This is a genomic window from Sphingomonas sp. RS6 (assembly GCF_054489705.1).
On sequence record NZ_JBTMWM010000003.1, the window covers coordinates 328,821 to 347,469 of the forward strand.

The following is an 18,649-nucleotide window of genomic DNA, read 5'->3' on the forward strand; positions in this document are numbered from 1 at the left end:
TCGATTTGTGGCGCTGATCAGAAGCTCGGGAGCTTCACGCGCACGCCGACATAGCCGAATGCGCCGACCGAGCTGACCGGATAGACCGAGGTTCCGATCGCAGGCCGCTGACCGGTGAAGTTGCGGACGCCGCCATAGATCTGGAATTCGTCGTTGACGTCATAGCTCGCGGCAATGTCGTGCTGCCAACGTTCCTTCAGATAGAAATATTCAGGCGCGACGATATCGGGATCGCCGTCGATCTGCAGATTCGTATAGCGCAGTGTCTTGTCGAACCACTGCAAGCCATAGTTGATCGTCAGACCGTTCAACGACCAAGTGAGATCCGCGGTCGCCGTGTACTTCGGCGCACGCGTCGAGGCCTGACCCCGCTCGTTGGTGATGTCGGCGCCCGGGGTGCCCACGAACTCCAGTCGATCGAGGTAATTGCCGACGACGCTCAGATTGAACGTCCCGACCGCCGCCGTGCGGAGGCGATAGTTGAAGTTCACGTCGAGACCGGCCGTGCGGAACTCCGCAACGTTCTGCGGACGAACGGTGAAGCTCACGATATTGCCGGCATCGGCCGATCCCGCCGCGCCGTTCTGGCGAACGATGCCCGTGCAGAACGGATTGTCGAGCGAAGGCTGGTCGACACAAAGCTGCGCCAGCTGCTCCGGATCAACCGTATTGATCGCGTTCTTCAGTTTGATGTCGTACCAGTCTGCACGCAGCGACAGTCCGGGGATGAAGCTCGGCTGCAGCACCACGCCTGCCGTCCAGGTCGTTGCGACCTCGGGCTTCAGGTCAGGATTACCGCCGGCAAAGCCGGGCAGGTTGGTCGAGCGAACATCGGTGTAAGTGGAAGGATCGGCACCGAGCGAGGCGAGCAGCGTCTGACAGTTCGCCGCGCGATACTGGGTCCCGTTGTCCAGTTCGGCCGGAAGACAGGGATCGGTGATGAACTGGAACGTCTGCGAATTGCCCGAGAACAGCTCGCCGATATTCGGTGCGCGAACCGCGCGCGAATAGGTGCCGTTGAACGTGATGTCGCGAACCGGTGCAAAGGCGCCGTTCAGCTGCCATGTCGTCGAGTTGCCGATCGTCGAATAGTCAGAGAAGCGCACCGCACCACCCACTTCCAGGCGATGGACGAACTGGTCGGTGAGCAGCGGAATGCTAAGCTCGCCGAACGCTTCCTTCACGTCATACGAACCGGCATCCACCGTCAACGCATTGGTGAAGGTCAGGCCCTCTGCCGCCAGTGGATCGGGTACGAAGCGGCTCTTCTCCTTGCGATACTCGCCGCCTATTGTGAAATGGACCACGCCGCCAGGCAGCGTAAAGAGCCCGCCCAGATCACCGCTCAGATAGGCGGAGACGACATGCTGCTCGATCCGCGAACGATCGGTCGTGTCAGCCTTGATCCAGTCATAGGCGGCGTGGCTGCCCGCGCCTTCGCCGAACAGGTTGAGCGGCACGCACTCGCCGGGGCTGAAGGTCGTCGGCGCGAACTCCTGGCGCGTCGAGTTGTAAGGCTGGTTCGGCGTCCAGTTGGGATCGACATTGACGCGGCAGGTGGGGCCGTTCGGCCCCTGCACCACGTCGATCGCGGCATAGAAGCGATCGTCGAGAATGTCGTTGAGGTAACGGCTGCGTACGTCCGTTCGGCCATAGACGTAGGACGCTTCGTAGTTCAGGTGATCGTTCAGATCGCCGCGAACCCCGATCACGCCGCGATAGGTTTCGCGACGAATGTCCTCGCCTCGCTGGCCGAAATCGAAATTGTCGCGATTGACGAGAACACTGCCCAGCCCCTCGGCAGCGATTAGCGGCTGCAACGATGCGGGGATGTAGGGGTTGTCCTCGGGAATCACGAGATAATAATCGAAGGTCGGCTGCGCCAGCGAATAGCTGTGCGTGCGCGCGTACTTGCCCTCGGCAAAGATCGTCAGCTTGTCGCTGACGTCGAAATGCGCCACCGCATTGACGATGTGGCGGTCAAGCTGCGGCAACAGATCGTTGGCATAGTCGGAAACGGCCGTGGCGTTGCCGCCCTGCTGGTAGAAGTTCGGCACGAACGTGCCCGGATCGAACGCAACGACGCTGCCGTTCTGAACCAGATAGTCGGGGAAACCGTCCTGATCGATATCGATGCCACCCTGACGCGCGGTATCGAAATAGCGAACGTCCTTCAGCGGAACATAGGTCGGGCTGGTGCCGTTCGGATTGCGATAGAATCCGACGGCGTTGGTGCCGTCCAGCCACTTGCGATCATGCGAGTTCAGCCGATCTTCGGCCGAATATTCGTAAGCGAGCGCCACATTGCCGCGCCCGCCAGAGAAATTCTTGCCTGCCGTGACGGAAATCGAACGCTGACCTGCATCCCCGAATTCGGAGATGCCGGCCTGTGCGCGCGCCGTCACGCCTTCGAAATTCTGCTTGAGGATGAAGTTGACGACGCCGGTCACGCCATCGGCGCCATAGACGGCCGAGGCGCCGCCCGTCAGCACTTCGACACGATCGATCAGATCGGACGGAATGGTGTTGACGTCGACGGCGGCGGAACCGGGGACGCCCGCGACGTGGCGGCGGCCATCCACCAGCACCAGCGTACGCTCGGTGCCAAGATTGCGCAGGTCGAGCAGGTTGAGGCCGGTGGTACCGATGCCCGCGCGATCGCCCGCATTGTCGGCCGAGGTCGACGAGCCCTGGAGCGCAGGATAGCCGGTCAGGAAATCGGTGACGTTGGTGGTGCCGGCGGCCTGAATCGCAGCGGCATCGACGGACACGACAGGATTCGGCGTATCGAAGCCTGGCATCCGCCGGATGCGCGAGCCTGTCACGACGATCGCATCCTGATCGCTCGTATCGGCAGCAGCATCCTGACCCGCAATCGTCGAACTCGGCACCGCATCGCTGTCTGCCGGCGCGGTCTGCGCCGAGGCGGAGGTTGCGGTTTGGGCGAGTGCGAGCGCGGCAAGCGATACCGTCAGTGCCAGATTCGGACGCGCAAGGCCAAAGATACGCATGGTTTCCCCTTTACTTTTGTTCGGGAATTCCCCTCGTAACATTTTGTGTCTGAAATCTGTCCGCGTCGCAGCTTTGCGGTTTCCCGCGCAACAGATCGTCACCGAATGATCACATTCGCATCTGCGTGTTGCACGACAGCAACACACAGGCCGGCCAGATCAGGAAACTGATTCCAGTTTTATGACGCGAACGCGAAAAGGCCGCCCTCCCCGCCTGGGGAGGACGACCTTTCACCGAAACCGAGTCGTCGGATCAGTAGCGATAGTGATCCGGCTTGAACGGACCTTCCACCGGCACGCCGATGTACGAAGCCTGCTTCTCGCTCAGCTTCGACAGGTGCACGCCCAGCTTCTCAAGGTGCAGCGCCGCGACCTTTTCGTCGAGGTGCTTCGGCAGCACATAGACTTCGTTCTTGTAATGCTCGCCGCGGGTCCACAGCTCGATCTGCGCCAGCGTCTGGTTGGTGAAGCTGGCCGACATCACGAAGCTCGGGTGGCCGGTGGCGCAGCCCAGGTTCACCAGGCGGCCCTTGGCGAGCACGATGATCTGCTTGCCGTCCGGAAATTCGACCAGGTCGGTGCCGGGCTTCACTTCGGTCCACTTGTAGTTCGACAGCGCGGCGATCTGGATCTCGCTGTCGAAGTGGCCGATGTTGCAAACGATCGACATCGGCTTCATCGCCTTCATGTGATCGGCAGTGATCACATCGGCATTGCCGGTGGCGGTGACGAAGATGTCGGCGCGCTTCACCGCCTCTTCCATCGTCACGACTTCAAAGCCCTCCATCGCCGCCTGCAGTGCGCAGATCGGATCGATTTCGGTGACCATCACGCGCGCGCCGCCGTTGCGCAGCGACTGGGCAGAGCCCTTGCCCACGTCACCAAAGCCCGCGACGCACGCGACCTTGCCGGCGAGCATCACGTCGGTGGCGCGACGGATCGCGTCGACCAGCGATTCCTTGCAGCCATAGAGGTTGTCGAACTTCGACTTGGTGACGCTGTCGTTGACGTTGATCGCCGGGAACGGCAGCTCGCCCTTCTTCGCGATCTCGTACAGGCGGTGCACGCCGGTGGTGGTCTCTTCCGAAACGCCCTTCAGGTTCTGGACGGTCTTGGTGAGATAGCCCGGATATTTGGCGACGAACGCCTTGAGCGCGCGCTGGAACTCGACTTCCTCGTCATTTTCCGGCTCGCCCAGCGTCGCGCCGGCCTCGATCTTGGCGCCCCACAGCGCGAACATGGTCGCGTCGCCGCCATCGTCGAGGATGATGTTGGCGGTGGTGCCGTCACCATCGGCGCCCCAGTTGAAGATGTCGCCGACATAGTCCCAATAGTCGGCCAGGCTCTCGCCCTTCACCGCGAACACCGGCACGCCGGTCGCGGCGATCGCGGCGGCGGCGTGGTCCTGCGTCGAGAAGATGTTGCAGGTCGCCCAGCGGACCTGCGCGCCCAGCGCGGTCAGCGTCTCGATCAGCACGGCGGTCTGGATCGTCATGTGCAGCGAACCGGTGATCCGCGCGCCCTTCAGCGGCTGCGACGCGCCGAATTCCTCGCGAAGCGCCATCAGGCCGGGCATCTCGGTCTCGGCGATGTTGATTTCGGCACGGCCGAAATCGGCGAGCGCGATGTCCTTGATGACATAGTCGTTTTTAGCCACGGGCTGCTTCTCCAGTTCAAGCAAATGAATGGCGCACCGGGAATCCATGCCCCGGTCGCATGGCAGCGCCCCTAGCCGCTTTGGGCCTTCGGTGCAATGTTAATATAAAGATATCTTTATATGATGCGGCGCGCAGGATGCGGCAGCGCCCCACCGACGCCATTGTAGCGAGCAGCGACGCGCGGACGCGCGCAGCGGTCAAATCGGTTGCGTGTCGCCGGTCAGGCGGTGCCGGAGCTGCCGGCCAGCTGGCGGGGATCGATCCCGGCGGTCGCGAACGCCTCGGTCCAGCGCTCATAGACATCGACGTCATAGATCAGCGCGGGGTCGGCGGTGGTGTTGAACCAGCCGTGGCGGGTGAGTTCGCCCTCCAGCTGCCCCTCGGCCCAGCCCGAATAGCCGAGCGCGACCAGCCAGCGGCTTGGGCCGTTCCCACGGGCGATGGCGCGCAGCACGTCGACCGTGCCGGAAAGCGACCAGCGCCCGGCCACATCGATCGTGTCCTGTCCGCCCCAATCGGGCGAATGCAGCACGAAACCGCGCTGCGGCTCCACGGGTCCGCCGAAATGCACCGGGGCATCGGGCGCCTCGCCGGGGTCGATCTCGAACTGCGACAACAGGCCGTGCAGGCTCAGCCCCTCGATCGTCGCGCCGACGCCGATGCCCAGTGCACCTTCAACGTCGTGCGCGCACATCGCGATCACGGCCCGTTCGAAACGGGGATCTCCAATTCCGGGCATCGCCAGCAGAAACTGGCCGGTGAGCGTGGGCGCCGACTCCATGCCCGCCAGCATATCGCCCTCTTTCCAGCAGGGCCACGCTTGAAAATACCGGACGCCATCCCGAAGGAGGGGCTGGCCCGCGCAACGACGCGGGGCCGCAGGACAGGCGAAGGAGCATCAGCATGACTATCAAGACCGGCGACCGCATCCCCGATACCAAGATCGTGCGGGTGACCGCCGACGGCCCCGACCAGATCGATACCGCCAGCTATTTCGCCGGACGGCGCGTGGCGCTGTTCTCGGTGCCCGGCGCGTTCACGCCCACCTGCTCGGCCAAGCACCTCCCCGGCTTCGTGTCCAAGGCGGATGAAATCAAGGCGAAGGGCGTCGATGAAATCGCCTGCACCGCCGTCAATGATTTCTTCGTGATGAAGGCATGGGGCCAGGCAAATGACGTCGATGGCAAGGTAACGATGCTCGCCGACGGCAATGGCGATCTGGTCAAGGCGCTCGGCCTCGAAATGGACGGCAGCGCCTATGGCATGGGAACGCGCGGCCAGCGCTTCGCGGCCGTGGTCAATGACGGCGTCGTCGAACATCTTTTCGTCGAGGCGCCCGGCCAGTTCGAGGTGAGCTCGGCGGAGTACGTGCTCGGCAAGCTCTGAATTTCGTTGCATAAAGGGAACCAGCCGGCCGAAACGGTCGTTCTTGGCCGGTTGGTTCTCTCATTCAGGAATATTGCGACATGGCAACCGAGACGAATGGCAACGAGGCCGGTCCCACGAACAGCGAGTCGGCAGAAACCAAGCCGTTTCTCGCCCAGGCGCAGGAAGCGGTGGGCAGCGCGGTCGAAGCAACCGTGGCGGCCGTGAAGGAACATCCGGTCGCAGCGGCGGCGATTGCTGCGGGCACCGCCGCCGCGATCGGTGGCGCCGCCTATGCCGCGACCCATTTGCGCAGCGATTCGAAGACGGAATCGGACGCCGAATAACGCGGCAAGCCATCAATGCCGGACGAAAAGCCTCCATGTCGCATGGGGGCTTTTTGCGTGCTTTGTCTTGCCAGCGTCGCAATCTGCGCTTAGCCGCGGAAGATGACTAAAGCCTCCGATATCGTCGCCGATCTCGATCGCCTCTATCGCGCTTCCGTCGATCGGCTTCAGCAAGCGCTCAATCGCTACATCACCGATGGCACCATCCCCGATCCGGAAATGCGCACCGACGGGTCGTTCGCCTATCCCGAACTGCGCGTCACCTATCGCGGCGGCCTCAACCGGCCGATCCCGCGCCGCTCGTTCGGCCGGCTGGTGGAAGCGGGTGACTATCGCATCACCGTCACGCGCCCGGCGATGTTCGCCGATTATCTCACCGAACAGCTCACCTTCCTGATCGAGGACTATGAGGTGGAGGTCCATGCGGTCACCGGCCGCCAGGAAATCCCCTTCCCCTATGTGCTCGATCCGGCGCAGATCCTCAGCCTCGACGATGTTTCCGCGACCGAGCTCGGCCGGCATTTCCCGGCGACCGAGCTGTCGCACATCGGCGACGAGATCGCCGACGGCCTGTGGCTCAGCATGGACGAGACGCGCCCGCTGGCGCTGTTCGACGCGCTGCGCACCGATTTCTCGCTGGCCCGGCTCAAGCATTATACCGGCACGCCGGTCGAGCATTTCCAGCAATATATCCTGTTCACCAACTATCACCGCTATGTCGACGAATTCGTCCGCTGGGCGTGCAGCCAGCTTGGCGAGGGAAGCCGCTTCACCAGCGTGTCGGGCGCCGGCGGCATCGTCATCGAGGACGCGGCCGATGCCGACCGGCTTGTGAGCGACGGCGCATGGCGCCGGCACCAGATGCCGGCCTATCACCTGATGGCAGAAGGGCGCACCGGCATCACCCTGGTCAATATCGGCGTCGGCCCATCCAACGCCAAGACGATCACCGATCACCTCGCGGTCATCCGGCCCGAAGCCTGGCTGATGATCGGCCATTGCGGCGGCCTGCGCCCCAGCCAGAGGATCGGCGACTATGTCCTTGCGCACGCTTATCTGCGCGACGATCACATCATGGACGATGTGCTGCCGCCAGAGATCCCGATTCCCGCGATTGCCGAAGTGCAGCAGGCACTCGCCCGCGCGGCGGAGACCGTGTCGGGCCAGTCGGAAGACGAACTCAAGCAGCGGCTGCGCACGGGGACGATCGTCACCACCGACGATCGCAACTGGGAACTGCGCTATTCCACCACCGCGCTACGCTTCTCGCTCAGCCGCGCGGTGGGCGTCGACATGGAATCGGCGACGCTCGCGGCCCAGGGCTACCGCTTCCGCGTGCCCTATGGCACGCTGCTCTGCGTGTCGGACAAGCCGCTCCACGGCGAACTGAAGCTGCCCGGCCAGGCGAACCGCTTCTACGAGCGCGCCATCGCCGAGCATCTCAAGATCGGCATCGAGGCGTGCGAAGAACTGCGCCGCGAGGGCGCGAAGCTGCACAGTCGGAAATTGCGCGCGTTCAACGAACCGCCATTCCGCTGATCGTGGGGATATCGGGGCCGGGGCCGCGCGTTTCTCTCGCACAGGAGAGTATCATGCCCGAGCCAGAAACACGCCCCGAGACCGACGACCGTCAAACTGGCGGCGCGCATCAGCCCGATGGCACCGACAGCTCGGCCGAATGGCAGGCCGAGATCGCCGACGAGAACATGATCCCCGATCAGGATCCCGAAGCATAATCGAATGCGCGGCGCCCCCGCCGGGAGGTGCAGCGCGTTCGCTTACTTCACCAGTTCGAACGTGACGATGATCGAGGTCTGCACGCGCGTCGTGCCGTCGGGATTGCGGAACGTCGCCGACATCGCCTTGGGCCCGTGCACGATCGCCTGCTCCAGCTTCGACTGGAGCCCCGGCAGCAACAGCCCCTGGCCGGCCTCGCTGATCCGCACCACGCCGCCGACGCGCATGCCCATTTCGCGGGCATAGACATCGGCATCGCCCATTGCCGCGCGGAGCGCCCGCGCCTTCGCTGCCCGCGTCGCCGCGACGACGACGGCCTCGTCGGTCGCGGTCTCGATCGTGCTCAGGCTGACATCGATCGCACGCAGCCTCGTCCGCACGGCTTCGGCCGCTGCAACCGATGAGACGGTCAGCCGCCGATAGTCGCGCTCGACCACCGGCGTGCCCGCTCCGTCTCCCGCCTCGTCGTCATCGCCGGCATGGCTGTCGATTTCGGTCGCCAGCACGCGCGCAAAGTCGCCGCGCGATGCCTCTGCCAGCGCCGATGCGGGGATTTTCTCCGCCTTCAGCACGCCGCGCACCTGCGCCAGCGTGGCTGCCACCGCGCGCGCCGCATCGGCACGGGTCTTCCCCTTGCCGGTCACGCCGATCACGATGCTGGCACTGGCCGGCGCCACCTCGACCTCGCCGGTGCCGACGATTTCGACCGCGACCGGCGCCGCGACCGGCCCGGCCTGGACCGGGTCGGGCGCCGCGACCGTGGCCGCAACGACCGCCGCGAGTAACTGCGTGCCGATCACCATCCCTGCGGCTGGCCCTTGTTCTGCTCGTCGAGCCACTTCTTCAGCGGCGCGAAATACTCCATCATCGCCTTGCCGGAAATCTCGCGGCTGCCGGTGAAGGTCTCGAGCGCATCGGGCCAGGGCTTGGAAGCGCCCATCTCCAGCATCTTGTTCAGCCGCGCGCCCACTTCCTTGTTGCCGTAGAAGCTGCAGCGATGCAGCGGACCCTTCCAGCCCGACTGATCGCACGCCGCCTTGTAGAACTGGAACTGGAGCAGCCGCGCGAGGAAATAGCGCGTATAGGGCACGCTGCCGGCCACATGATATTTCGCGCCCGCATCGAACTTGGTCTCGTCGCGCGCCACCGGCGGCGTGATGCCCTGATATTGGAGGCGCAGCTTGTTCCAGCCGGCTTCATACTGGCTGGCCGGGATCGTGCCGTCGAACACCTGCCAGCGATATTTGTCGACCAGCAGGCCGAACGGCAGGAACGCCACCTTGTCCATCGCCTGGCGCAGCAACAGGCCGATATCCTTGTCCGCGCTCGGCACCTGCCCGCGATCGAGCAGCCCGATCTGCACCAGATATTCGGGCGTGATCGAAAGCGCGATGAAATCGCCGATCGCCTCGTGGAAGCCGTCGTTCGCGCCGTTGCGGTACAGCGCGGGCTGCGCCTGATAGGCGCGCTGGTAGTAATTATGGCCAAGCTCGTGGTGGATCGTGACGAAATCGTCTGAATTCACCTTGATGCACATCTTGATGCGCACATCGTCCTTTTCGTCGATGTCCCAGGCCGAGGCGTGGCACAGCACCTCGCGGTCGGCCGGCTGCACGAACATCGATCGTTCCCAGAAGGTGCCCGGCAACGCGGCAAAGCCCAGCGAGGAATAGAAACCCTCGCCGGTCTGGACCATCTTCTTCCAGTCATAGCCCTTGGTAGTCAGCAGATCGCCGACGTCATAGCCCAGGTCGCCTGCGCCCTTGGGCGCAACCACGTCATAGATGTTGCCCCATTCCTGCGCCCACATGTTGCCGAGCAGGTCGGCGCGGATCGGGCCGGTCTTGGGCTGCACCGCATCGCCATATTTTTCGTTGAGCTTGCGGCGAACATAAGTGTGAAGCGCGACATAGAGCGGCTTCACTTCGCTCCACAATTTGTCGGTCATCGCCGCGAACTCGGCCGACGGCATGTCATAGCCCGAACGCCACAGCGCGCCGGTATCGGCAAAGCCCAGCTCCTTCGCGCCCTGGTTGGCGATGCCGACCATCTTGGCATAGTCGCCGCGCATCGGGGCGCCGACATTGTCGTGCCAGCTGACCCACATCTCCTTGAGTTCGTTCGGATCGCGGCTCTTGCCCATCGCGGCTTCGATGTCGCTGCCGTTGATCGGCTTGCCGCCGCGCGTGCCCTTGCCCTTGGCATAGGCAGAGCCGAGCGCGGTCGAAATGTCGCTCAGCTGCTGCGCCGCACCTGGCGTTGTCGGCGCGGGCATCACCAGCGCGGCGCGCAGCATCGTCAGCTGCCGCTTCTGCTCGGCCGTCAGCCCCGGCGCCTTTTGCAGCCGCGCCGCCTCCAGCGCATAGCGCACCGCCATCTCGGTGCCCTTGGCGCCGTAATCGGCCGAAAGCGCGTCGGTATCCTCGGTGATATAGGTCGCGTTGATCCAGGCGACGCGGCTGGCGGTCAGGTTGAACGCCGTCATCTCGCGCTGCGCACGATCGAGGAATGCCTGGGCTTCGGCGGCGGTCGGCGCGGCGGGCGCGGCGGTCTGCGCCGCAACGGGCGTCGCCAGCACCGTGGCAAGCGCCACGAGCGAAAGGCCTTTACGGATCATGTTGTTGTTCCCCGGAAATCAAGAATGGCGCGACCCTGCCGCGCCCCCCTTTCCCCGTCAACCTGCGAGGAAGTCGACCAGCGCGTCGCCCAGTTCGGGCCGGGTGACGGCGCTCATGTGATTGCCGGGGATCTCGACGAAATGGCCATAGGGCAGCAGATCCGCCACTTCCTTGGCCGAGCCATTGTCATAATCCTCGGCGCCCGAGATCACCGCCGTCGGCTGCGCAATCGCCTCGATCGCGTCTCGCGGCGTGTCCACGAACGTGTCGAGGATGCGCAGCAGCGCGACCGGATCGCCCTTGGTCGTCTTCAGGAACGCCTCGGTCAGCCATTCGGAGCTGCCGCGCTGAAAGCTGCCGAGATTGGTGAGCACACGGTGGAAATAGGCGCCCCGCCCCTTGGTCGCGACCAGCCCGTCGAGCCCCATGCCCGATAGCACCACCTTTTCCGGCGTCGCGCCGTTGGCCAGCATCCGCACCACCGTCCGCGCGCCCAGCGAATAGCCGCCCAGATCATAGTCGGTGAGCCCCAGATGCGCGATCAGCGCAAAGCCATCGCGCATCAGCACGTCGGGCGGATAGGCGGCGGGATCGTGCGGCTTGGCGCTGTGCCCGTGCGCGCGCAGGTCCGGCATGATCACTCGCCGCCCCCGCGCCGCCAGCTTGGCGGCATGGCCGTATTTGATCCAGTTGACCTCGGCATTGGAGAAATAGCCGTGGATCAGCACCACCGGCCGTCCCTCGCCCATCTCGGTCCAGGCGATCTCGATACCGTCGAAGCTCGGAAAGCGATGCGTTTCAGTCGGGAAGTCGGCCAATGCTGTCCATCCATCGTTTGACGACGTTCAAATTGTCCTCGGTCCGGTATCGGGGCAGCGCGCGCGTGTCGACCCACTGTTCGTGGATGCTTTCAACCGCATAATGGTGGCGGGGCTGGAACCGGCCGGGCTCGTCGAAACTTCCCACCGTCAGGTCCATCGTTTCGCTGTCCGGAAAGGCGAAGCTGATCGGCGTGCCACAGTCACGACAAAAGCCGCGATTGGCGATCGGGGACGATGCGTAGAGATCCGGCTCGCGCGTCCAGCTCACATCAGCCTTGCGAACCCCTTTGAACGCGATCGACACGCCGCCCGTCGCGCGCTGGCACATCCGGCAGTGGCAGAGATAGGCATCGTCGTCGGTGATCCTGACGCGGTATCGAATGCGCCCGCACTGGCACCCCCCGCCAACTTCCTCGGTCATTCAATCTCCTCCTGCATTGCCGCGACGGACGCGAGACCGGGTGGGAACGTACCCCGCACCGCTTCGTTCACCGGGCCGGCAATGTTTCGTTACATGCAATCGGGCCGGCGCACTACGCAATCGCGCGACGATTGTTTTTGATAAGCACCCTTATTATCTGTGCGGTCATGAGTGAAGGACTGGGGTTCCTGTTGAGCGATGTCGCTCGCCTGATGCGCCGGCGCTTTGACGAGCGCGCGCGTTCGCACGCGAGCGGCGCCAGCGTCTCGCAATGGCGCGTGCTCAAGATTCTGCACCGTCAGCCCGGGCTCAATCAGGGCCAGATTGCCGAACTGCTCGAAGTCGAGCCGATCACCTGCTGCCGGATGATCGACCGGCTCGAGGAATCGGGGCTGGTCGAGCGTCGGCGCGATCCCGCCGATCGTCGCATGTGGCGCATTCACCTGACCGATCGTGCGCTGCCGGTGATCGAGGAACTTCGCGTCGTCGGCGGCGAGATGATCGAGGACATGCTGAGCGGCCTCGACGCCGCCCAGCGTGAAACGCTGATCGAATCGCTCATTCTTCTTCGCAACAACCTGTCACAACCCCAAGAGATCAAAGAGGCCGCCCGTGGCTGACGCAGACCCCCAGATTCGCAAGCCGACAGCGCCCGAGATGACCGCGGAGACCCCGGCAGCAGCCGAGCCGACCGCCAGGCCGCGGCGGCGCGCCTGGCTTCGTCCGCTGCTCATGTTCGGCGTGCCGCTGCTGCTCGTCGCGGTGGTCGGCTATTTCTGGCTGACCTCGGGGCACAGCGTCTCTACTGACAATGCCTATGTCCAGCAGGACAAGGTGTCGGTGTCGACCGACGTCGCCGGCCGCATCGTCGAGGTCGCGGTGAAGGAAAACCAGCACGTCAACGCCGGCGACCTCCTCTTCCGCATCGATCCCGAACCCTATCGCATCGCCGTCGAACAGGCCAATGCCGCCATCGCCGCGGCCCAGGTTCAGCTCGCCACCGACAAGGTGAGCTATCAGGGCACCGGGGCCGATATCCAGGCCGCGCGCGACCGTATCCAGCAGGCAAAGGAAGACTTCGACCGCCAGGCGGCGCTGATGAAGCGCGGCTTCACGACGCGCGCCAATTATCAGGCGGCCGAACATGCCCTGGAGCAGGCCCGGGCCACGCTGCTCAACGCCCAGTCGAGCGCCGCAGAGGCGCGCGCCAAGCTCGCCACCGGTTCGGCCGTTCCCGGCGAGAACCCGGCGATCGCGGCTGCGCGCGTCCAGCTCGACAAGGCGAAGCTCGATCTCGAGCGCACCGCCGTCCGCGCACCGATCAGCGGCATCGTCAGCCAGACCAAGAGCCTTCAGGTCGGCCAGCAGATGATCACGGGCCTCTCGGCGGTATCGATCGTGTCCGACAAGCCGGCCTGGGTCGAAGCCAATTTCAAGGAAACCGATCTCAACAAGATGCGCGTCGGCCAGTGCGCGATCGTGACGTTCGACGCCTATCCCGATCTGCGGCTGAAGGGCCATGTCGAATCGCTCGGCGCCGGCACCGGCTCTGAATTCGCGCTGCTTCCGGCACAGAATGCCAATGGCAACTGGGTGAAGGTCACGCAGCGCGTGCCCGTCCGCATCGCCATCGACGACAAGAGCCCGCGCGAGATGATCGCCGGCCTGTCCGCCGATGTCGACGTCAAGTTCGATGGAAAGTGTGACTGATCATGGCGACGGCAGCCCCCGGCCGTGCGCCTCGGGCGGGTGAGGCCAGCCCCCGGCCTCCCCGCCCGCAAGAAGGTGTCGCCGCCCTTCCCGTCCGGTATCGCGGCCTGCTGACGGTTGGCGTCATGATGGCGACGATCATGCAGATCCTCGACACGACGATCGCCAACGTCGCGCTCCCGCACATGCAGACCGCGCTCGGCGCAACGTCGGATACCGTCACCTGGGTGCTCACCAGCTATATCGTCGCCTCGGCGATCGCGATCCCGATCACCGGCTGGCTCGCCGACCGGGTGGGCTCGCGCAATCTGTTCCTGCTGTCCACGATCGGGTTCATCGTGTCGTCGGCGCTGTGCGGCGCGGCGCAGAGCCTTGAGGAAATGGTCGCGTTCCGCCTGCTCCAGGGCGTGTCGGCGGCGTTCCTCAATCCGCTCAGCCAGACGGTGCTGCTCGACATCAACCCGCCCGAACGCCAGGCCAAGGCGATGTCGGTCTGGGGCATGGGCATCATGGTCGGCCCGATCATGGGGCCGCTGATCGGCGGCTATCTCACCGACAATTTCGACTGGCGCTGGGTCTTCTACGTCAACCTGCCGGTCGGCGTCGTCTGTTTCGCGATCCTGTGGTGGCTGCTGCCCAGCCGGCCGATCCGCAAGCGGCCGTTCGACGTGTTCGGCTTCAGCCTGTTGTCGATCGGCATCATCGGACTCCAGCTGATGCTCGATCGCGGCCAGAATCAGGACTGGTTCGGCTCGACCGAGATATGGATCGAACTGCTGCTCGCACTGATCGGTTTCTGGATGTTCGGCGTCCATCTGATCACCGGCAAGCAGCCGATGTTCGATCGTGATCTGTGGAAGAACCGCAACCTCGTGACGGCGGTGTTCTTCATGCTCGTCATCGGCCTGGTGATGATGGCGACGATGGCGCTGTTGCCGCCGATGCTCCAGTCGCTCTACGGCTATTCGGTGTTCGATACCGGCGTGTTGCTGATGCCGCGCGGTGTCGGCGTGATGGTGACGATGGCGGTGTCGGCGCAGCTCACCCAGCGCGGCTTCGATCCGCGCATCCTGGTCGGCGGCGGCCTCGCCATCGCCGCCTATTCGCTGTGGGACATGTCGGCCTGGACGCTGGAGATGGGCTCGATGCCGTTCATCGTCACCGGCTTCATCCAGGGCCTGGGCCTCGGTTTCGTGTTCATGCCGCTTCAGGGTCTGGCCTTTGCGGGCCTGCCGCCGCATTTCCGCACCGAAGGGTCGAGCCTGATGAACCTCACGCGCAACATCGGCTCGTCGGTCGGCATCTCGATCGTCACCGCGGTGCTCGCTCGCAGCGTGCAGGAAAGCCACGAATCGATCGGCGCCCATGTGACCAGCCAGACGCTCGAGGGGCTCAACACCGGCCTGCTCGGCGGGCTTGGCGGATCGACCGATACCGCCATCGCACTACTCAATGCCGAGGTGACGCGCCAGGCGACGATGATCGCCTATCTCAACGATTTCTGGCTGATGGCGATCGTCACCGCGATCAGCGTGCCGCTCGTCCTGCTGCTCCGCCGGCCCACCGGCCCGGCCGAAAAGCCCGATCCCGCCGCAGCCGGCCACTGAGCCGTGCCGGCGGGCCCTCGCGGCCGCAGCGCCGCCGCATTCCGTCGGAGTCCCGATTAAGTGTCTATAATGGGCTGACACCTGGCCTCCGGCGTGCTGGCGCGCGCTTGGCCGCTTCAGGATGCAGCCCTTGAAACAGCTCCACAACCTCTCGCTCGCGACGAAGACGACCGCCATGAGCGTGGCCGGCCTGCTTCTGCTCGCGATCGCCACCTTTGCGATCAGCAACCACGTCGTCGCCAACGATGCCGAGCGCGTCGCGGCCGAGCGGCAGGAAGTGAACATGCGCGTCGCCTGGCGCGTGCTGCGCAGCTATGGCGACACCTTCCGGCTGGAGGGCGACAAGCTCTATGTCGGCGATCACCTGATCAACGGCTGGAACGAGCCGGTGGACGAGGTCAAGCATCTCGTCGGCGGCACCGCGACGGTGTTTCGCGAGGACATTCGCGTCGCCACCAACGTGATGAAGCCCCGTGGCAGCCGCGCGGTCGGCACGCCGCTCGCACGCAACGCCGCCTATGACGCCGTGCTCGGCAAGGGCATGCCTTATCGCGGCAGCGCCGATATTCTCGGCAAGCCCTTCTTCACCGCCTATGATCCGATCAAGGATGCCCAGGGCAAGGTGATCGGCGTGCTCTATGTCGGCATTCCGAAAAGCGAGGTGCTGGGCGCGATCAGCGGCGTCCGCTGGTCGCTGGCGATCGGCGGGTTGCTGGTCACGGGGCTGGTCGCCGCCGCCTGTTTCGTCCTCGCGCGCGCAATGTTCCGCCCGCTCATCCAGATGACCGATGCGATGCGCACGCTCGCGACGGGCAATGTCAACGTCACCATTCCCGAACATCGCGGCACCGACGAGATCGGCACGATGGCCGAAGCGCTGCATCGCTTCCGCACCGCCGAAATCGCCAAGCAACAGGTGGAGGTCAGCAATCGCGAGGCCGAGGTGCATCGCGAAAAGGCGATGGCCGTGCTCGGCAGCGCGCTAGAACGGGTGTCGCAGGGCGATCTGTCGGTCGATGTCGGCAGCGACTTTCCGCAGGAATATTCGCGCCTCGCCGGCCATTTCAACACCGCACTCGCCAGCCTTCGCGCGCTGATCGGCACCGTCCTCGAAAGCACTGCGGCAATCCGCAGCGGCTCATCGGAAATCGCCAGCGCGTCGGACGATCTCGCCCGCCGCACCGAAAGCAACGCCGCCAGCCTCGAACAGACCGCCGCCGCGATCACCCAGATCAACCAGCGCACCGATGCCACCGCCGCCGCCGCCAACCGAACCGTCGAACGGGCCGATCAGGCGATCGGCGTGGTCGGCACCGGCCGCTCGACCGCCGACGAGGCCGTACAGGCGATGGTCCGCGTCTCCGAAAGCGCCAAGGGGATCGACAGCGTGATCGAAGGGCTGGACAAGATCGCCTTCCAGACTCGCGTGCTCGCGATGAACGCCGCGGTCGAGGCCGGCCGTGCGGGCGAGGCCGGCCGCGGCTTCGCGGTCGTCGCCGATCTGGTCTCGGCACTGGCGATGCGCGCCGAGGAAGAGGCAAAGCGCGCCCGCGATCAACTGACGGTAACCCAGCACGAAGTCGGCGCCGCCCGCGACGCGGTCGAACGCGTCGACGGCGCGCTCGGCGAGATTGTCGAGACGGTGGGTGAGGTGCACATGCTGCTCGGCGGCATCGCCACCGACAACCAGGCGCAATCGAGCGCGATCCGCGAGATCAGCACCGCGATCGGCACGATGGACCAGTCGACCCAGCAGAACGCCGCAATGGTCGAGCAGACGTCCGCCGCCGCGCGTCAGCTCAGCGAACAGGTCTCGCGGCTCGACAGCCATGCCAGCACCTTCCGCATCGGCGGCAACGGCGCTCGGCCGCAATCGTCAGCGACTGCCCCCGCCCCGCACAGCTTCAGCCCGCTGGCGGGCACCCGCCCGTCCCCGCCGCCGGCGGTCGACGACGCGGAGGCCTGGGCGAGTTTCTGATCGTGGCGGGCGGCCCTTCCATCCCGGGAGGGCCGTCCTGCCCGATCACGCCTTTTGCAGGTGACGGCGGCCGAGCAGCTCGGCGATCTGCACCGCGTTGAGCGCCGCGCCCTTGCGGAGATTGTCCGAAACGCACCACAGCGACAGCCCGTTCTCGACCGTCGAATCGTCGCGGACGCGGCTGATATAGGTCGCATATTCGCCGACGCATTCGATCGGCGTGACATAGCCGCCATCCTCGCGCTTATCGACCAGCATCACGCCCGGCGCCTCGCGCAGGATTTTCTGTGCATCCTCAGCCGAAAGCTCGTTCTCGAACTCCAGGTTGATCGCCTCCGAATGGCCGACGAACACCGGCACGCGCACGCAGGTGGCCGATACCTTCACCTTGGGGTCGAGGATCTTCTTGGTCTCGGCGACCATCTTCCACTCTTCCTTGGTCGACCCGTCTTCGAGGAAGCTGTCGATATGCGGGATCACGTTGAACGCGATCTGCTTGGTGAACTTCTTCGGCTCGGCCTGGTCGCCGACGAAGATCGCGCGGCTCTGCTCGAACAGCTCGTCCATGCCCGCCTTGCCGGCGCCCGAGACCGACTGATAGGTCGCGACGACGACGCGCTTGATCTTCGCGGCATCGTGCAGCGGCTTGAGCGCCACCACCATCTGCGCGGTCGAGCAGTTCGGGTTGGCGATGATGTTGCGGGCCTTATAGCCGTCGATCGCCTCCGGGTTCACTTCGGGCACGATCAGCGGCACGTCCGGGTCCATGCGGTAGAGCGAGGCGTTGTCGATCACCGTGCAGCCAGCGGCAGCGAACTTCGGCGCATAGGTCTTGCTGCCCTCGGAGCCGATCGCGAACAGCGCCATGTCCCAGCCGGTGGGATCGAAATGCTCGATATTCTGGACGCGATACTGTTTCCCGGTCTCGCCGAAATCGACCATGTCGCCGGTCGAGCGCGACGATGCCAACACGGCGAGTTCGTCGATCGGGAATTCCCGCTCGGCCAGGATGTTCAGCATTTCGCGACCGACATTGCCGGTGGCGCCTGCGACGACGACACGGTAGCCCATGAATTATACCTCTTCTTCCTCCGAGCGCCGGCGGCGCGGCGCGTGGATGCTCTTTAAGGGGTGAGAAAGGTGGAATGCACCTGCATTCCGCTGCTTCGCTGCACAAGCGCAGCTATCGCGCCCGGATTACGGGCGCGGGGTAATTCGCATGGTGATGGCGCGTTTTCGAAGCATCGCGGTGGCCGCTAGCAGAAACAAAGCTGCGTGGCGAGCCCCTTTCACGAAAAAATCATGCACGCCAGCGCCCCCCTCCTGGCATTGCCGGGGGCAGCTTCTCACATGAAATGCCCGCCCCACCGATCCGG

Annotated in this window: 16 protein-coding genes; 8 read left to right on the forward strand and 8 right to left on the reverse strand. The window is 64.8% G+C overall.

The genetic code is table 11. The annotated features are described in order from the left end of the window. Nucleotides 1–17 precede the first annotated feature (17 nt). The 3 genes from ACX40Y_RS08705 to ACX40Y_RS08715 all read right to left on the reverse strand — a co-directional run bounded on the left by ACX40Y_RS08705 (nucleotide 18) and on the right by ACX40Y_RS08715 (nucleotide 5,450). Nucleotides 18–3,011, reverse strand: coding sequence for a TonB-dependent receptor plug domain-containing protein (locus ACX40Y_RS08705; RefSeq protein ID WP_459119153.1), 2,994 nt, complete (start codon nucleotides 3,009–3,011; stop codon nucleotides 18–20). A gap of 253 nt (nucleotides 3,012–3,264) precedes the next feature. After that, the gene (gene ahcY, locus ACX40Y_RS08710; protein WP_459119154.1) at nucleotides 3,265–4,716 is read right to left on the reverse strand and encodes an adenosylhomocysteinase; all 1,452 of its coding nucleotides are present in this window, start codon (nucleotides 4,714–4,716) and stop codon (nucleotides 3,265–3,267) included. A 173-nt stretch (nucleotides 4,717–4,889) separates the two neighbouring features. Beyond that, complete coding sequence (locus ACX40Y_RS08715; protein ID WP_459119249.1) at nucleotides 4,890–5,450, reverse strand: YqgE/AlgH family protein; 561 nt, start codon at nucleotides 5,448–5,450, stop codon at nucleotides 4,890–4,892. A gap of 122 nt (nucleotides 5,451–5,572) precedes the next feature. Between ACX40Y_RS08715 and ACX40Y_RS08720 the strand changes: the two genes are divergently transcribed. The 4 genes from ACX40Y_RS08720 (at nucleotide 5,573) to ACX40Y_RS08735 (ending at nucleotide 8,117) form a co-directional block, all read left to right on the forward strand. Then, nucleotides 5,573–6,055, forward strand: coding sequence for a redoxin family protein (locus ACX40Y_RS08720; protein ID WP_459119155.1), 483 nt, complete (start codon nucleotides 5,573–5,575; stop codon nucleotides 6,053–6,055). Nucleotides 6,056–6,135: 80 nt separating this feature from the next. After that, nucleotides 6,136–6,381: a hypothetical protein gene (locus ACX40Y_RS08725; protein ID WP_459119156.1), complete on the forward strand. Its 246-nt coding sequence runs from the start codon at nucleotides 6,136–6,138 to the stop codon at nucleotides 6,379–6,381. Nucleotides 6,382–6,483: 102 nt separating this feature from the next. After that, nucleotides 6,484–7,920: an AMP nucleosidase gene (locus ACX40Y_RS08730; RefSeq protein WP_459119157.1), complete on the forward strand. Its 1,437-nt coding sequence runs from the start codon at nucleotides 6,484–6,486 to the stop codon at nucleotides 7,918–7,920. A 53-nt stretch (nucleotides 7,921–7,973) separates the two neighbouring features. After that, nucleotides 7,974–8,117 (forward strand): hypothetical protein, encoded by a 144-nt coding sequence (locus ACX40Y_RS08735; protein WP_459119158.1) that lies wholly within the window; start codon nucleotides 7,974–7,976, stop codon nucleotides 8,115–8,117. A 42-nt stretch (nucleotides 8,118–8,159) separates the two neighbouring features. Here ACX40Y_RS08735 and ACX40Y_RS08740 read toward each other — a convergent pair whose 3' ends face one another. Genes ACX40Y_RS08740 through ACX40Y_RS08755 form a run of 4 tightly spaced genes read right to left on the reverse strand, consistent with a single transcriptional unit; the run spans nucleotide 8,160 to nucleotide 11,978 of the window. Further along, nucleotides 8,160–8,921, reverse strand: coding sequence for an SIMPL domain-containing protein (locus ACX40Y_RS08740; protein WP_459119159.1), 762 nt, complete (start codon nucleotides 8,919–8,921; stop codon nucleotides 8,160–8,162). Then, entirely contained in the window at nucleotides 8,915–10,735 is a 1,821-nt protein-coding gene (locus ACX40Y_RS08745; RefSeq protein WP_459119160.1) for a M2 family metallopeptidase, read from the reverse strand. The genes ACX40Y_RS08740 and ACX40Y_RS08745 overlap by 7 nt, the downstream gene beginning before the upstream one ends. 57 nt (nucleotides 10,736–10,792) lie before the next feature. Continuing rightward, entirely contained in the window at nucleotides 10,793–11,554 is a 762-nt protein-coding gene (locus tag ACX40Y_RS08750; RefSeq protein WP_459119161.1) for an alpha/beta fold hydrolase, read from the reverse strand. Next, nucleotides 11,535–11,978 (reverse strand): GFA family protein, encoded by a 444-nt coding sequence (locus tag ACX40Y_RS08755; protein ID WP_459119162.1) that lies wholly within the window; start codon nucleotides 11,976–11,978, stop codon nucleotides 11,535–11,537. The genes ACX40Y_RS08750 and ACX40Y_RS08755 overlap by 20 nt, the downstream gene beginning before the upstream one ends. A gap of 167 nt (nucleotides 11,979–12,145) precedes the next feature. On the opposite strand from ACX40Y_RS08755, the gene ACX40Y_RS08760 reads away from it, so the two are divergent. The 4 genes from ACX40Y_RS08760 to ACX40Y_RS08775 all read left to right on the forward strand — a co-directional run bounded on the left by ACX40Y_RS08760 (nucleotide 12,146) and on the right by ACX40Y_RS08775 (nucleotide 17,273). Continuing rightward, nucleotides 12,146–12,598: a MarR family winged helix-turn-helix transcriptional regulator gene (locus ACX40Y_RS08760; RefSeq protein WP_459119163.1), complete on the forward strand. Its 453-nt coding sequence runs from the start codon at nucleotides 12,146–12,148 to the stop codon at nucleotides 12,596–12,598. Then, nucleotides 12,591–13,688, forward strand: coding sequence for an HlyD family secretion protein (locus tag ACX40Y_RS08765; RefSeq protein ID WP_459119164.1), 1,098 nt, complete (start codon nucleotides 12,591–12,593; stop codon nucleotides 13,686–13,688). The genes ACX40Y_RS08760 and ACX40Y_RS08765 overlap by 8 nt, the downstream gene beginning before the upstream one ends. Before the next feature lie 2 nt (nucleotides 13,689–13,690). Beyond that, nucleotides 13,691–15,295 carry a DHA2 family efflux MFS transporter permease subunit gene (locus ACX40Y_RS08770; protein ID WP_459119165.1) on the forward strand — a complete coding sequence of 535 codons (1,605 nt, stop codon included), beginning with the start codon at nucleotides 13,691–13,693 and terminating at the stop codon, nucleotides 15,293–15,295. A gap of 121 nt (nucleotides 15,296–15,416) precedes the next feature. Next, on the forward strand, nucleotides 15,417–17,273 hold the full coding sequence (locus tag ACX40Y_RS08775) for a methyl-accepting chemotaxis protein (protein WP_459119166.1): 1,857 nt from the start codon (nucleotides 15,417–15,419) through the stop codon (nucleotides 17,271–17,273). Between the two features lie 45 nt (nucleotides 17,274–17,318). On the opposite strand, the gene ACX40Y_RS08780 is transcribed toward ACX40Y_RS08775, so the two are convergent. Then, nucleotides 17,319–18,344, reverse strand: coding sequence for an aspartate-semialdehyde dehydrogenase (locus tag ACX40Y_RS08780; protein WP_459119167.1), 1,026 nt, complete (start codon nucleotides 18,342–18,344; stop codon nucleotides 17,319–17,321). Nucleotides 18,345–18,649: the final 305 nt, after the last annotated feature.

Coding starts and splice junctions, on each gene's coding strand:
- ACX40Y_RS08705 (WP_459119153.1), bottom strand. CDS start 3,011: ATGCGTATCTTTGGCCTTGCGCGTCCGAATCTGGCACTGACGGTATCG.
- ahcY (WP_459119154.1), bottom strand. CDS start 4,716: ATGGATTCCCGGTGCGCCATTCATTTGCTTGAACTGGAGAAGCAGCCC.
- ACX40Y_RS08715 (WP_459119249.1), bottom strand. CDS start 5,450: ATGGAGTCGGCGCCCACGCTCACCGGCCAGTTTCTGCTGGCGATGCCC.
- ACX40Y_RS08720 (WP_459119155.1), top strand. CDS start 5,573: ATGACTATCAAGACCGGCGACCGCATCCCCGATACCAAGATCGTGCGG.
- ACX40Y_RS08725 (WP_459119156.1), top strand. CDS start 6,136: ATGGCAACCGAGACGAATGGCAACGAGGCCGGTCCCACGAACAGCGAG.
- ACX40Y_RS08730 (WP_459119157.1), top strand. CDS start 6,484: ATGACTAAAGCCTCCGATATCGTCGCCGATCTCGATCGCCTCTATCGC.
- ACX40Y_RS08735 (WP_459119158.1), top strand. CDS start 7,974: ATGCCCGAGCCAGAAACACGCCCCGAGACCGACGACCGTCAAACTGGC.
- ACX40Y_RS08740 (WP_459119159.1), bottom strand. CDS start 8,921: ATGGTGATCGGCACGCAGTTACTCGCGGCGGTCGTTGCGGCCACGGTC.
- ACX40Y_RS08745 (WP_459119160.1), bottom strand. CDS start 10,735: ATGATCCGTAAAGGCCTTTCGCTCGTGGCGCTTGCCACGGTGCTGGCG.
- ACX40Y_RS08755 (WP_459119162.1), bottom strand. CDS start 11,978: ATGACCGAGGAAGTTGGCGGGGGGTGCCAGTGCGGGCGCATTCGATAC.
- ACX40Y_RS08760 (WP_459119163.1), top strand. CDS start 12,146: ATGAGTGAAGGACTGGGGTTCCTGTTGAGCGATGTCGCTCGCCTGATG.
- ACX40Y_RS08770 (WP_459119165.1), top strand. CDS start 13,691: ATGGCGACGGCAGCCCCCGGCCGTGCGCCTCGGGCGGGTGAGGCCAGC.
- ACX40Y_RS08775 (WP_459119166.1), top strand. CDS start 15,417: ATGCAGCCCTTGAAACAGCTCCACAACCTCTCGCTCGCGACGAAGACG.
- ACX40Y_RS08780 (WP_459119167.1), bottom strand. CDS start 18,344: ATGGGCTACCGTGTCGTCGTCGCAGGCGCCACCGGCAATGTCGGTCGC.